This window comes from Aquincola tertiaricarbonis, from assembly GCF_023573145.1.
Taxonomy (GTDB): domain Bacteria; phylum Pseudomonadota; class Gammaproteobacteria; order Burkholderiales; family Burkholderiaceae_C; genus Aquincola; species Aquincola tertiaricarbonis_B.
The window spans coordinates 1463709-1476602 of the sequence record NZ_CP097636.1 but is presented as its reverse complement, the minus strand read 5'-3'; the positions used below and the strand labels follow the sequence as shown (position 1 = coordinate 1476602).

Below are 12894 nucleotides of genomic sequence, written 5' to 3'. Positions count from 1 at the left end.
GCCCATCCCTTCAATGCCGGCCGGCCAGCCGTTGCAGCCCGCGCCATTGCTGCGACCAGAAACCGCGGCCGTAGTCGCGCCCACCCTCTTCGGGCAACTGGTCGCGGATGCCGGTGGGCTCGATCGGCCGGTCGTAGGCCGCAGTGCGGAACAGCAGGTCCCACACCGGGAACAGCACCGCGAAGTTGTGTCCGCCCAGCGTGCCGGCGCCGTGCGATTCATGGCCGATGCCGATGGCATGGTGCACGCGGTGGAAGCGCGGGCTGACCAGCAGCCGGTCGCCGATGCGGCCGAAGTTCAGCCGCACGTTGGCATGCGACAGGCTTTCCACCAGCTGCATGATCAGCACCACCGCGACGAACTGCCCCGGCGGAATGCCCACCGCCAGCCCCACCAGCACGAACACGCTGTCGTGGATCACGTCGTCCAGCAGGTGGTTGCGGTTGTCGCTCCACAGCGTCATCTGCCGCTGGCTGTGGTGCAGCGCATGCAGCTGCCACCACCAGTCGAACTGGTGCTGCGCGCGGTGCAGCGCATAACCCACCAGGTCGAACAGCAGCAGGTACAGCACGAAGGACACCCAGGCCACGTCGGTGACGCCGGGCCACAGGTTGTCCAGCTGGAAGGTGGGCAGGCCGTGCAGCCGCAACCAGCCGATGCTGGCGTCCCACACCGGCTGCAGCGTGAAGAACAGGGCCACGCGGAACAAGCCCAGCCGGTGGATGAAGGTGTAGAGCATGTCCACACGCACCGCGGCGCGGTCGGTCACCGGCTCCACCGGGCGCCAGCGTTCCAGTGCGCGCAGCAGCGTCACCATCACCAGGATCTGCAGCAGGCCGGCCAGCAGCCAGCCGGTGGCCTCGAAAGCGTCTTCCAGCAGGTTGGCCATGCCCAGCGTGTACATCGCGGGCTGTACCACCTGCTCGAACAGCCACTGCTGGGCGGTTCCGAAGGCATCCACGAAAGGCTCGATCACGCTCATGTCGGGTTCAACGCGCCGGGGCGGCAGCCCGGCCATACAAGGGGTGTTCACGCAGGGTGGCGAAGCACAGGCCACGGGCCTGCAGCCCGGTGATCAGCGGCTCCAGCACCGCGGGCGCCCACGGATCTTGCCGCGACCAGATGCCCAGGTGCGCCAGCAGGATGTCGCCCGGCTTCACCTTCTGCAGCGCCTGCGCCAGCAGTTGGTCGTTGGGGTACTTGTCGCTGGGCAGTTCGTCGCCCAGGAAGCCGGCCGGCGACCAGCCCACGTGGGTGAAGCCGCAGGCCTGGGCCGCCGCCAGCAAGGCCGGCGAGGTGCGGCCGGCGGGCGCGCGGAACAGCGGCAGCATCGCCTGGCCGGTCATGGCCTGGAAGCGCTGCGCCGGCCGGCGCAGCTCGTCGCAGTACTGGGCGGGTGTCAGCGTCAGCGTCTTGCCGGCATCGGGCCCGGCCGTGGGCCGCAGGCGCAGGCCGGCGGCCGTGTCGGCCTGCCACACCAGGTGGTCCCAGGTGTGGGAGCCGAAGGCATGGCCCTCGGCCGCCCGCGCCTTCCACCAGGGCGCCCATTCGTCGTCCAGGCTGCTGCCGTCGGTGCGGGTGCGCTCGTTGGCCAGAAAGAAGGTGACCTTGACCTGGTGGCGCTTGAGCACGTCCGCAATCAGCGGAGCCACGCCCATGTGGCCGGTGTCGAAGGTGAGGTAGACCGGCTTGTCGCAGGTCGCCGGTGCGGCGGCGGCGGGTGCGGCCGCCAGCGCGGGGCACAGGCCCGCCAGGGCCGGGGCCAGCGCCAGAGCGACGCTAGATGCGGCCCGCATGTGCCAGCGTCCACACACCGTGCGGCGACTTGCCCACCGGCACCTGCCGCACCACCTCGCGCCGGGTGATGTCGATGAAGGTCAGCTTGCGCGCCCAGCGCGAGGTGACCAGCAGCGTGCGGCCGTCGTTCAGCATCTCCATGCAATCGGGGCCGCCGGGCGCCGGGTAGTGCTCCACCACCGTCAGCGTGTGGGTGTCGATCAGGCTGATGGTGTTGGCCACCCGGTTGCTGACGAACAGGTGGCGGCGGTCGCCCCGCGCCCGGAAGGCATGGGCGCCGGCCGCCGTCTTGATGCGCTTGACCAGCTTGGGCTGGGCGCCCGAGACGTCGTAGCACTCGACGAATTCGTCACCCGTCAGCGCCACCAGCAGCGTGCGGTCGTCGGCGGTCAGAAACACGTCGGCCGGCATCTTGCCGATGCCGATCTTCCAGCGCGGCGTCTGGGTGGCGATGTCGATGGCCATCAGCTCGTCGCTGTCCTGCATCGACGAATAGATGACGGTGCTGCGGCTGTCGATGGACAGGTGGCTGGGCGTGCGGCTGGCCGGCACCCGCTTGACCAGCGCCAGCGGCTGCGCGGCATTGGCCGGCTGCCAGCGGTACAGGTCGATGTGGTTGAGCCGGTTGGCCGCGGTGACGAACCACTTCATGTCCGGCGAGAAGCGCAGGTGGTACGGATCGATGATGTCCGTGACCGTGCGCTGCACGAGGCCGGTGGCCGGGTCGATGAAGGTGAGCGAATCGCTCAGCGCATTGGCCACCACGATCGACTTCTCGTCGGGCGTGAGGTAGAGGTGGTGCGGCTCCTTGCCGGTGGGCAGGCGCCGGATCTCGGTGAAGGTGGTGGGGTCGATCACGCTGACGTTGGCGTCCAGCGAATTGAGCACCAGGATGGGCCCGCTGCCGGTGCCCGGCCCCAGCCCCTGCGGCGTCGCCGGGGCCTGTGCGGTTGCCGGCACGGCTGGTGCCGGCTTGCTGTCCGCCTTGGCCTCGGGCCGCGCTTGCGCATGCCCCGCACGCGCCCAGAAACCGCCCACGGCCGCCACGCTGGCCGCGGTGCCCGCCGCCAGCACCTTGCGCCGGTTCAGCGGCAAGGTGAAATCAGTCACTTTCACACGCCCACCACCCCACGCAGGGGTGCCTGTTTGCAACCCGCTAGTGTAAGGCGCGGGTGGCGGTCGGCAGCCGCGCAGAGGCCGGCCGCTTTGCAGGTTTACCGGCGCGCAACGCAGGCTCAATCGTCGTCGCCACCCCCCAGGATGCCGCCCAGCAGGCCGCCTGCGGCCACGCCGCCCAGGATGGAGCCTTCTTCACGCGAGCCACCGCGCTGCGGCGCCGCCGCGAAGATGCGCGAGGCCAGGCGCGACAGCGGCAGGCTCTGCATCCACACCGTGCCGGGGCCGGTGAGCTTGGCGAAGAACAGGCCTTCACCGCCGAACAGCGCGGTCTTGATCTTGCCGACGTACTGGATCTCGAAGCTGACGTTGGGCGTATAGGCCACCACGCAGCCGGTGTCCACCAGCAGGGTTTCGCCGTGCTGCAGCTCGCGCTTGACCACGGTGCCGCCGGCATGCACGAAGGCCATGCCGTCGCCGTCCAGCTTCTGCATGATGAAGCCCTCGCCGCCGAAGAAGCCGACCGACAGCTTCTGCTGCAGCGCGATGCCCAGCGACACGCCGCGCGCGGCGCACAGGAAGGCGTCCTTCTGGCAGATCAGCGTGCCGCCCAGGCGGCTCAGGTCCATCGCCATGATCTTGCCGGGGTACGGCGAAGCGAAGGCGATGCGGCGCTTGACGCTGCTTTCGTTGGTGTAGATGGTGGTGAACAGCGATTCGCCCGTCACCAGCCGCTTGCCGGCGCCCAGCAGCTTGCCGAAGAAGCCGCCCTGGTTCTTGGAGCCGTCACCGAACACGGTGTCCATGCCGATGCCGGCGTCCATGAACATCATGCTGCCGGCTTCGCCGATGGCGGCTTCGCCGGGGTCGAGTTCGACCTCGACGAACTGCATTTCGGCGCCCTTGATCTCGTAGTCGACGACGTCCATGGCCATGGTGCTGGCTCCTGTCTCTGGCAAGAGGTGGTTGAAACGGGCGCGATGGTACCCAAGCGGCGCTGCCGATAATGCGCCCCGATGACCGCCCTGCCGTCCCCTGCCCTGTCGTCCTCCGACACGCCCGACCCGCCGCCGGCCGAAGCGAGCCCCAAGCCCGGCCCTACGCCGGGTGATACCTATGTGCAGTCGTTCGCGCGCGGGCTGGCGGTCATCCGCTCGTTCAGCGCCGAAGCGCCCAGCCAGACGCTGAGCGAAGTGGCCGGCCGCACCGGCCTCACCCGCGCCGGCGCGCGGCGCATCCTGCTCACGCTGGAAGGCCTGGGCTACGTGGAGGCGCAGGGCCGGCAGTTCCGGCTGACGCCCAAGATCCTGGACCTGGGCTTCGCCTACCTGTCGTCGCTGCCGCTGTGGAACCTGGCCGAGCCGGTGATGGAAACGCTGGTGGCCGAGGTCAAGGAAAGCTGCTCAGCCGCGGTGCTGGACGGCGCCGAACTGGTGTACGTGCTGCGGGTGCCCACGCACAAGATCATGCGCATCCACCTGGGCATCGGCAGCCGGCTGCCGGCCTACTGCACCTCGATGGGCCGGGTGCTGCTGGCCGGCCTGCCGGCGGACGAGGTGCGCGCCCGGCTGTCGCTGCGCGAGCGCACGGCCTTCACCTCACGCACCGTGACCGATTTGCCCACGCTGCTGGGCCTGGTGGAAGAAACCCGCCGCCAGGGCTGGTGCCTGGTGAACCAGGAACTGGAGGAAGGCCTGGTCTCGCTGGCTGCGCCCATCGTCGACCGCACCGGCCGCACCATCGCCGCGCTGAACATCAGCGGCCAGGCCAACCGCACGCCGCCGGAGGCCATGATCGAGCAGTTCTTGCCGCGCCTGCTGCAGGCCGCGCGGGACATCGCGCGGTTGCTGCAAATCAAAACGTGAAGCGGGCTCGGGGAACCATCCTCAGCCGTGCTTCGCCTCGAACTCCTTCATGTACGCCACCAGCGCCTGCACCGCGGCCATCGGCACCGCGTTGTAGATCGACGCGCGCATGCCGCCCACCACGCGGTGGCCCTTGAGCTGCACCATGCCGCGGGCCTCGGCGCCCTTCAGGAACTCGGCGTCCAGCGCCGGGTCGGGCAGGCGGAAGGGCACGTTCATCCGTGAGCGGTCTTCGCGCGCCACCGGGCTGGTGTAGAAGCCGCTGGCGTCCAGCGTGTCGTACAGCAGACCGGCCTTGGCCTGGTTGAGGCGGGCCATGCCTTCCAGGCCGCCCTGGTCCTTGATCCACTGGAACACCAGCCCCGCGATATAGATCGCATAGGTGGGCGGCGTGTTGATCATCGAATCGTTGGCGGCCAGGTGCTGGTAGTCGAACACCTGTGGCGTGATGGGCAGCGCACTGCCCAGCAGGTCTTCGCGCACGATGACCAGCGTCAGCCCGGCCGGGCCGATGTTCTTCTGCGCACCGGCGTAGATCAGGCCGTAGCGGCTCACGTCCACCGGCTTGCTGAGGATGTTGCTCGACATGTCGGCCACCAGCGGCACGTCGCCGGTGTCGGGCGTCCAGTGGTATTCCACGCCGCCGATGGTTTCGTTGGAGCAGATGTGCACGTAGGCGGCGTGGGGGTCGATGTCCCAGCTGCCTTGCGGCGGCACATGGGTGAAGCGGCTGGCCTCGGCCGTGGCGGCCACGCGCACGCGGCAGTACTTGCCGGCCTCTTCGATCGACTTCTTCGACCATTCGCCGGTGTGCACGTAGTCGGCACTGTTGCGGCCCCGCAGCAGGTTCATCGGCAGGATGGCGTTCTGGCCCAGCGCCCCGCCCTGCATGAACAGCACCTTGTAATTGGCGGGGATGTTCAGCAGCTCGATCAGCAGCGCCTTGGTCTCGGCCAGGATGCTCATGAACTCCTTGCCGCGGTGGCTCATCTCCATGACGGACATGCCCGAACCGCGCCAGTCGCTCATCTCGGCGGCCGCCTGTTGCAGCACCGGTTCAGGAAGGGCGGCGGGGCCGGCGCTGAAGTTGAAAACGCGTGTCATGGAAAAGCAGCTCCAGGGGGGCTTCGTGCGGGTAAGCCCGCGAGGATAGCGCCTGCGCCGCCGTCTACTCGGGCACGGGCTCGTCGGGCACGGGCTCCTCGGGCGCCGCATGGCGCACCACCGTCACCGGCACACCCGCATGCTGCAGCACCTCCTGCGAGACCGAGCCCACCAGCGCGTCGGCCAGCGCGCCATGACCGAAGGTGCCCATCACGATGGCGTCGCAGGGCTCACGCTCGGCCACCTCCACGATCTGCTGCGCCGGATCGCCGGTGACGATCTCCACCTCGTAGTCCAGCCCGGCGGCCTCCAGCAGCGCCTGCGCCGACCGCAGCGCGTTTTCGCCGGCCTGGCGCGCGGCCTCGGTGCGGGCCTGCGCATCGCGCAGCAGCAGCACCTCGTACAGGTGGGTGGGTTCCTGCACGTTGAGCAGCAGGAAACGGGCTTGCAGACCGGCGCTCACCAGGCGCAGGCCATGGCGGACCGCATCGAGCGATCGCTCGGAACCATCGACGGGCAGCAGGATGCGCATGGCGGCCTCCACAGCACGGACACGGCCCATCTTGCCAGCGCCTGGGCAGGCCGTGCTGCGGGTCTACACCGTGTCGTCGTGCTTGGTGCCGAAGAGCTTGTCGCCCGCGTCGCCCAGGCCGGGGATGATGTAGCCGTTGGCGTCCAGGTGGCTGTCGATGGCGGCGGTCCAGCAGCGCACGTCGGGGTGGGCGGCCTGGAGCGCAGCCACGCCTTCGGGGGCGGCCACCAGCACCAGCGCCCGCACGTCGGTGCAGCCGCGGTCCTTCAGCAGCTGGGCGGTGGCGATCATGGAGCCGGCGGTGGCCAGCATCGGGTCGATGATGATGGCGGTGCGCTGCTCCAGGTGGCCGACGAACTTTTCGAAGTAGCGCTCGGGCTGCAGCGTCTCGTGGTTGCGCGACAGGCCCACCACGCTCACCTTGGCGCCGGGCACGATGTCCAGCACGCCGTCCAGCATGCCCAGGCCGGCCCGCAGGATGGGCACCACCGTCACCTTGCGGCCCTGGATCTGCTCCACCTGCACCGGGCCGCTCCAGCATTGGAGCGTCACCGGCTGCAGCGGAAAGTCGGCCGTGGCTTCATAGGCCAGCAGGCGCGCCAGCTCCTGGGTGATGGCGCGAAAGTCGCGGGTGGTGATGCCGGCCTCGCGCAGCAGGCCGATCTTGTGGCGCACCAGCGGATGGGTGATCTGGATGACGGGCATGGACCGGCTTAGCCAGCTTCGTGCCAAGCGCCGCCGCGGCGTCAGCGGGCCCGCCATGTCCCACGTGCCGATGCGGCCATGCCGACGGCCCTACGCTGCGCGGCATGACCAAGTCCGCCGTACCCGCCGCCGACCGCGGCCCGCGCCGCCGGCTGCTGGCCGCGCTGCTGCTGGCCACCAGCCTGCTCCCCGGCCTGGGCCATGCCCAGGCCCAGGGCGCCAGCGCCGCCGTGATGGCCGCGCTGCGCGAGCCCGGCACCATCGTGCTGATGCGCCATGCGCGAGCGCCCGGTGTCGGCGACCCGGCAGGCTTCAAGATCGACGACTGCAGCACCCAGCGCAACCTCAACGACGAAGGCCGCGCCGACGCACGCGCCCTGGGCCAGCGCCTGCGCGAAGCCGGCGTGCCGGTGGGCCGGGTGCTCAGCTCGGCCTGGTGCCGCTGCCTGGAAACCGCGCGGCTGCTGGGCGTGGGGCCGGTGCAGGCGCATCCGGCCTTCGCCAGCATCTTCCCTGAAGATGCCAAGGGCGACGAGATCACGGCCCAGGCACGCCGGGTGATCGCCGACTGGCGCGGCCCCGGCGTGCTGCTGGCGGTGACGCACCAGGTCAACATCCAGGCGCTGGCGGGCGTCAACACCTCGTCGGGCGAGATGGTGGTGCTGAAGAAGCGGCCCGACGGCACGCTGCAGGAGGTGGGGCGGCTGCAGCCCTGATCCGGCGGTCGGCGCTGAGCGCTTCAGGCCACCGGCGCCAGCAGTCGCGGCAGCAGCTCGGCCGCGGTGCCCGCCAGGTGCTCGTCGGCATCGCCGTCGATCTCGGTGGCCTGCGGGTTGACGATGACCACGTGCGCGCCGCCGCGCCGGGCCAACGCAGCCAGACCGGCCGCCGGCCACACGGCGCCCGAAGTGCCCACCACCAGCATCACCTGCGCCTGGCGTGCGGCGGCTTCGGCCTGCTGCAGCACCTCGGCGGGCAAGGCCTCGCCGAACCACACCACGCCGGGCCGCATCAGGTTGCCGCACACCGTGCAGGCCGGCGGCCGGCCGGGCTGCTGCGGATCGGCGTGGCAGCCGTTGGCATGCCGGCTGGGTGCCAGCCAGCGGTCCTGCAGGATGTCGCCATGCAGGCGCAGCACGCCGTCCAGGCCGGCGCGCTGGTGCAGGTCGTCCACGTTCTGCGTCACCAGCGTCAGCACGTCGGGGCGGCGGCGGGCGAACTCGGCCAGCGCCAGGTGCCCGGCATTCGGCTGCGCGCGGCGCACGCCTTCGCGCCGCTGCTGGTACCAGTCCCACACGAGGCCGGGGTCGGCGCGAAAGCCGGCCTCGCTGGCCAGCTGCATCGGGTCGTAGCGGGCCCACAGGCCCGACTGCGCGTCGCGAAACGTCGGAATGCCGCTCTCGGCGCTCATGCCGGCGCCGGTGAGCACGCACACCCGCTCGGCCCGCGCCAGGCGCGGGCGCAGCCGTTGGACGGCCGCTTCGTCAGGCGCCGCCACGCTGGCGCAGGGCCTCGTACAGGCACACGCCCGAGGCCACCGAGACGTTCAGGCTTTCCACCGCGCCGCGCATCGGAATGCGCACCAGCAGGTCGCAGGTCTTGCGGGTGAGCTGGCGCATGCCCGGGCCTTCGGCGCCCAGCACCAGCGCCACCGGGCCGGTGAAGTCGACGTCGTACAGCGTCTGCTCGGCATCGTCGCTGGTGCCGACGATCTGCAGGCCGCGGTCCTTCAGTTCGTTCAGCGTGCGGGCCAGGTTGGTCACCATCAGGTAGGGCACGGTCTCGGCCGCGCCGCTGGCCACCTTGGCCACCGTGGCATTCAGGCCCACGGCATGGTCGCGCGGGGCCACCACGGCATGGGCGCCGGCGCCATCGGCCACGCGCAGGCAGGCGCCCAGGTTGTGCGGGTCGGTCACGCCGTCCAGCACCAGCACCAGCGGCGGGCCGTCCACCTGGTCGAGCACGTCGTCCAGGCTGTGCTGCTGCGGCAGTGGGCTGACCTTGGCCACCACGCCCTGGTGGCGGGTGGTGCCGCCGATGCGCGACAGGCGCTCGTCGTCGCTGTCGACCAGCTTGACGCCGGCCGCCTTCGCGCGTTCGACGAACTGGCGCATGCGGGCGTCGCGGCGGCTGCCATCGACATGGATTTCGCTGATCGACGACGGAGCCGTCTTCAAGCGCACGGTGACGGCATGGAAGCCGAACAGGACCTTGGAACTCATGCGCGCATGGTACGGCCCCGGCGGCCCTGCCCCACCGCCCGGCCTGCGGCCTACTTGACGACCAGCACCGGCGTCTTGGTCAGACTCAGCACCTTGGACGTGACCGACCCCAGCACCAGCGTGGCCAGCGAGCCATGGCCGTGCGAGCCCATCAGCACCAGGTCGAAGCCGCCATGGTCGGCCGTCTCGGCGATGGTGGCTGCCACTGCGCCCACCTTGGACTGGAACTGCCCCTCCAGGCCCTGCTGCGCAAAGAACTTGCGCACCGGCTCTAGCACGGCGGCGGCTTCTTCCTGGTAGTAGCGGTCGCAGGCCTCGCGGCCGACGGCCGAAGCGGCATGCGGCGGCAGCGGCGCATGCACCGTCAGCACGGTGTACTGGTGGTGCTTGCCCAGCCACTCGTCGTGCGCGGCCAGATAACCCAGCATGCGCTTGGTGAACGGGCTGCCATCGGCGGCAATCAGGATCTTCATCGTGGCTTCTCCTTGGCACCGCCCCCGAGGGCGGATGAAGCCAGTATGGGCAGCGCGCACCGCGGGCGCCTTGCCCTGCGTCAAGCCCGCGTGAAGAAGGTCAGCACACCGATGAAGAGCGGCTGGTGCAGCATGTACACCGTCAGCGGCCAGCGCCCCAGCAGCACCAGCGGGCGCAGTGCTGGCGGCACCGGCAACGCCAGCCACGCCGCGCGGCGGCCCATGGCCCACAGCATCACGGCCAGGCCCCACAGCATCACGCCCAGCCAGGGCAGCAGCGGCACGTAGTCTTCGGTAGCGGGCTTGCGGGTCACCAGGCCCACCCAGTTGGTCCAGCGGCTGTCGAAGAACGGGTGCTGCACCCCCAGCGGCAGGGCCACCAGCACCGCGCCCACGCCCAGCAGCAGCAGGGGCGTGCCGCCGCGGCCCAGCACGCGGCGCGGCAGGCCGAAGCGCACCAGCAGCAGCATCACCGCCATGCCGTGCAGCACGCCAAAGCTGATCCAGCTGCGCGGAAACATCCAGGCCGAGCCGGCCGACACCAGCAGCGCGCACACCAGCACCTGCGCCCAGCGCCGCCAGAAGCGGCCGGCCGGCTGCGCCTGCACCAGCGCCACTGCCTGGCCAGCGCCGGCGCACAGCAGAAACAGGCTGACGATCAGGCTGCGCTGCACCGTCCAGAACGGGTCTTCGTAGAAGTTCTGCGGCGCGATGAGCCGGAACTGCTGCAGGTCAAAGCACAGGTGGAAGCCCATCATCCACACCATGGCCGCGCCGCGCAGCGCGTCCAGCCGCTCGAAGCGCGGCGCTGTCACCGGCAGCGTGCTCATTCCACCTTCTCGTACACGTCGGTGAAGGCCTGGCCGTTCCACGCGTACAGCAGCACCGCCGCATGCACGCAGGCCCGCGCGCCTTGCGGCTTGAACAGGCCCACGCACTGGCCACCCGGATGGCGCACGCTGCGGTAGGCCACGCCGGCCGAGCCTTCGTCGTGCAGCCGGCGGCCCAGGGCCTGCGAGGCGCCATAGTCGTCGGGGTGGTACACGGCCGCGGGCACCGCATCCTCGGGCCGCAGGTCGTGCAGGCGGGCGTCGATGGTCACCTTGTACAGCCGCATCGACAGGTGCATGGGCCCCTGCGCGGTGGCGGCCAAAAAGCGGCCATGGTGGTAGCGCGTCTCGGCCACCGCGGTGGCGCGGTCGGCCGCCGCGTAGAACACGCCGAAGCTGCCATCGGAAAATCGGCTGCCCAATGGATTGAGGTGCGTGAAGGCCGCCATGATGGGCCCGGTGCCAGGGCCGAAGATGCGGTCGGCCGGCGGCACCAGCTGGATCTGGCCCACTTCGTCGCGCACGCGGTCGTTGGTCATCGCTTCCAGCGCATACAGCGCATCGAAGTCGTCGGGGCTGGCCACGCGGTCGAACAGGTAGACCGACGGATGGCGCGTCGGCACGATCCGGCAGGCCTGCGCCCAACGGACCCGGCGTACGGCGGTCACGACCATCCACCTCCGCGCACGGCATCCAGGTACTGGCGCACCGCGGACAGGTCGCTCATGTTGCCGGCCAGCATGCGCTGCAGCGCACTGCGCCCGCCGAACGGTGCTGCCGTGTTGGGCCGCCGCACCCAGGCATCGGCCGCAGCGGGGTCGGGCAGCAGTATCTGCAAAGCCTTGTAAATGCCCAGCAGGTTGGACAGCCGCTCCAGCGTGTCGCGCGACAGATGCGCCTTCTCGGGCTGCTTGCGCCAGGCAAACAGCGTGGACCGGCCCGGGCTGCCCAGCAGCACCAGTTGCTCATCCACCGACAGGCCCCACAGGGCCGCGATGCGCTCGAAGGCCCGCAGGCCGGCGGCGGACATCTGCTGCTCGGTGACATGGTCCAGCGAGACGCTGGCTTGGGAAGCAGGCAGAGCAGTCACGCTGTGGATCCGGATCTAGACATGGAGCCAATACTAGTCCATCTTTGGATTCCCGCAAGGACGGCGGGCCGGCAACGGGCAAGAAAAAACCCCGAACCGTCGCCGGTCGGGGCTTTTTTTTGGTGATCTGGTGGGCCGGGGTCACTCCAACATCGCCGCTAAGTCATTGATTCACAAAGATTCACGGCCGGAACGCCGATCAAGTTACTGACAAAGTTACTGTAAGGACGCGCCGCGACTCCCCGTTTCTGGCGCCTCTGCCGCCTCATCATCAGCACCAGGATCAGCAGCCGGCGCAGCCGCGCCACGCAGCGGCGCGACGAAGCGGGCATGCAGCCGCTGGATCTCCAAGGCCATGCCCAGGTACTCAGGCACCCATTCGGGAATCGGCGTGGTGCCCTTGCGCCACCGCCAGGCGGTGTTAGGCACCAGGCCCGTGCGCCTGGTGAAGTCGGCGGCCTTCCATCGCAGCTCAGCCAAGGCTGCATCGAACTCGGCAGGGGTCATGGTCTTCCTTCTCTTCGGGTGACTGCAGCACCGCCCCGGCGCTGCGCAGGTGCGCAGTGTACAACACTACTCTATGTAGACAAAGCAGCGCGTTTTATCGACATATGTTTTACATAACGCCCGTTGTCCAGCACTCGCGCTGCCCGGTTGTGCACACCCCCATCGGCCGCAAAGCAAGCATTCATGCGGCCTGCAGCCCGATGCCGCATTTTTGAGCAACTCTAACCCCGCGCCATTTCCTCAAAATGTAGAGTCGCTGCAAAAGTTATCCACAGCCGGCCGAGATGCACCGCCAGCACGATCCCGCAACGCATTTCGACTTACCCTTTTTGGTGGCGGGGACTGCGGGGCAGCGGGGACGCTGCCCGCTAGCCCGCATGAATCCTAGATTTCTGCTGTCCCCACCCGGCCGGCGCGCGTCCCCGGCAGCCCTTCACGCGGGGACACGTGCGCAAGGAAGCTGCCAGTTTCGTCTACACCTGTTCACTGCCGCGCACGGGCCGGGCACCGCCTCGCGGCCCCGCCCAGCGGCGAAAGGGCGGGCAACCACGAAGCGGCAGTTCTCAAAATGTAGATTTCATTTTGAACTGGGTAAGCGCCCAGTGCTCACCGCCGAGCCGGCGCGGGACAGGTGCCCGCGAGCACCAGGGGTA

Annotated in this window: 16 protein-coding genes; 2 read left to right on the top strand and 14 right to left on the bottom strand. The window is 69.7% G+C overall.

Translation table 11 applies throughout. The annotated features are described in order from the left end of the window. Positions 1–10: 10 nt before the first annotated feature. From MW290_RS21140 to MW290_RS21125, 4 genes are all read right to left on the bottom strand, one after another. A complete protein-coding gene (locus MW290_RS21140) occupies positions 11–982 on the bottom strand; it encodes a sterol desaturase family protein (protein ID WP_250199645.1) in 972 nt (323 codons plus the stop codon). A 7-nt stretch (positions 983–989) separates the two neighbouring features. Continuing rightward, positions 990–1796 (bottom strand): polysaccharide deacetylase family protein, encoded by an 807-nt coding sequence (locus MW290_RS21135; protein ID WP_250199644.1) that lies wholly within the window; start codon positions 1794–1796, stop codon positions 990–992. Beyond that, positions 1780–2718: a YVTN family beta-propeller repeat protein gene (locus tag MW290_RS21130; RefSeq protein ID WP_250200077.1), complete on the bottom strand. Its 939-nt coding sequence runs from the start codon at positions 2716–2718 to the stop codon at positions 1780–1782. The genes MW290_RS21135 and MW290_RS21130 overlap by 17 nt, the downstream gene beginning before the upstream one ends. A 314-nt stretch (positions 2719–3032) precedes the next feature. After that, complete coding sequence (locus MW290_RS21125; protein ID WP_250199643.1) at positions 3033–3848, bottom strand: TIGR00266 family protein; 816 nt, start codon at positions 3846–3848, stop codon at positions 3033–3035. A 90-nt stretch (positions 3849–3938) separates the two neighbouring features. Here MW290_RS21125 and MW290_RS21120 point away from each other — a divergent pair, with 90 nt between their 5' ends. Then, positions 3939–4778 (top strand): IclR family transcriptional regulator domain-containing protein, encoded by an 840-nt coding sequence (locus MW290_RS21120; protein WP_375142962.1) that lies wholly within the window; start codon positions 3939–3941, stop codon positions 4776–4778. A 21-nt stretch (positions 4779–4799) separates the two neighbouring features. Here the strand turns inward: MW290_RS21120 and serC are convergent, their stop codons facing one another. From serC to upp, 3 genes are all read right to left on the bottom strand, one after another. Then, positions 4800–5882, bottom strand: coding sequence for a 3-phosphoserine/phosphohydroxythreonine transaminase (gene serC / locus MW290_RS21115; RefSeq protein ID WP_250199641.1), 1083 nt, complete (start codon positions 5880–5882; stop codon positions 4800–4802). A gap of 64 nt (positions 5883–5946) precedes the next feature. Beyond that, positions 5947–6414, bottom strand: coding sequence for a universal stress protein (locus MW290_RS21110; protein ID WP_250199640.1), 468 nt, complete (start codon positions 6412–6414; stop codon positions 5947–5949). A 63-nt stretch (positions 6415–6477) separates the two neighbouring features. Then, positions 6478–7119: a uracil phosphoribosyltransferase gene (upp, locus tag MW290_RS21105; protein ID WP_250199639.1), complete on the bottom strand. Its 642-nt coding sequence runs from the start codon at positions 7117–7119 to the stop codon at positions 6478–6480. Between the two features lie 104 nt (positions 7120–7223). Between upp and MW290_RS21100 the strand changes: the two genes are divergently transcribed. Continuing rightward, entirely contained in the window at positions 7224–7835 is a 612-nt protein-coding gene (locus MW290_RS21100) for a histidine phosphatase family protein (protein WP_250199638.1), read from the top strand. A gap of 23 nt (positions 7836–7858) precedes the next feature. Here MW290_RS21100 and MW290_RS21095 read toward each other — a convergent pair whose 3' ends face one another. From MW290_RS21095 to MW290_RS21065, 7 genes are all read right to left on the bottom strand, one after another. Beyond that, positions 7859–8617, bottom strand: a complete 759-nt coding sequence (locus tag MW290_RS21095) for an SIR2 family NAD-dependent protein deacylase (protein WP_250199637.1) — start codon at positions 8615–8617, stop codon at positions 7859–7861. Continuing rightward, on the bottom strand, positions 8604–9341 hold the full coding sequence (gene rlmB, locus MW290_RS21090; RefSeq protein WP_250199636.1) for a 23S rRNA (guanosine(2251)-2'-O)-methyltransferase RlmB: 738 nt from the start codon (positions 9339–9341) through the stop codon (positions 8604–8606). Before rlmB ends, MW290_RS21095 begins: the two co-directional genes overlap by 14 nt. A 50-nt stretch (positions 9342–9391) precedes the next feature. After that, a complete protein-coding gene (locus MW290_RS21085; protein WP_250199635.1) occupies positions 9392–9814 on the bottom strand; it encodes a universal stress protein in 423 nt (140 codons plus the stop codon). An 80-nt stretch (positions 9815–9894) separates the two neighbouring features. Beyond that, complete coding sequence (locus MW290_RS21080; protein ID WP_250199634.1) at positions 9895–10644, bottom strand: acetyltransferase domain-containing protein; 750 nt, start codon at positions 10642–10644, stop codon at positions 9895–9897. Next, positions 10641–11318: an RES family NAD+ phosphorylase gene (locus MW290_RS21075; RefSeq protein WP_375142933.1), complete on the bottom strand. Its 678-nt coding sequence runs from the start codon at positions 11316–11318 to the stop codon at positions 10641–10643. Before MW290_RS21075 ends, MW290_RS21080 begins: the two co-directional genes overlap by 4 nt. Beyond that, entirely contained in the window at positions 11309–11674 is a 366-nt protein-coding gene (locus MW290_RS21070; protein ID WP_250200076.1) for an MbcA/ParS/Xre antitoxin family protein, read from the bottom strand. The genes MW290_RS21075 and MW290_RS21070 overlap by 10 nt, the downstream gene beginning before the upstream one ends. Positions 11675–11950: 276 nt before the next feature. After that, positions 11951–12241: a DUF4246 domain-containing protein gene (locus MW290_RS21065; RefSeq protein ID WP_250199632.1), complete on the bottom strand. Its 291-nt coding sequence runs from the start codon at positions 12239–12241 to the stop codon at positions 11951–11953. Positions 12242–12894 lie beyond the last annotated feature (653 nt).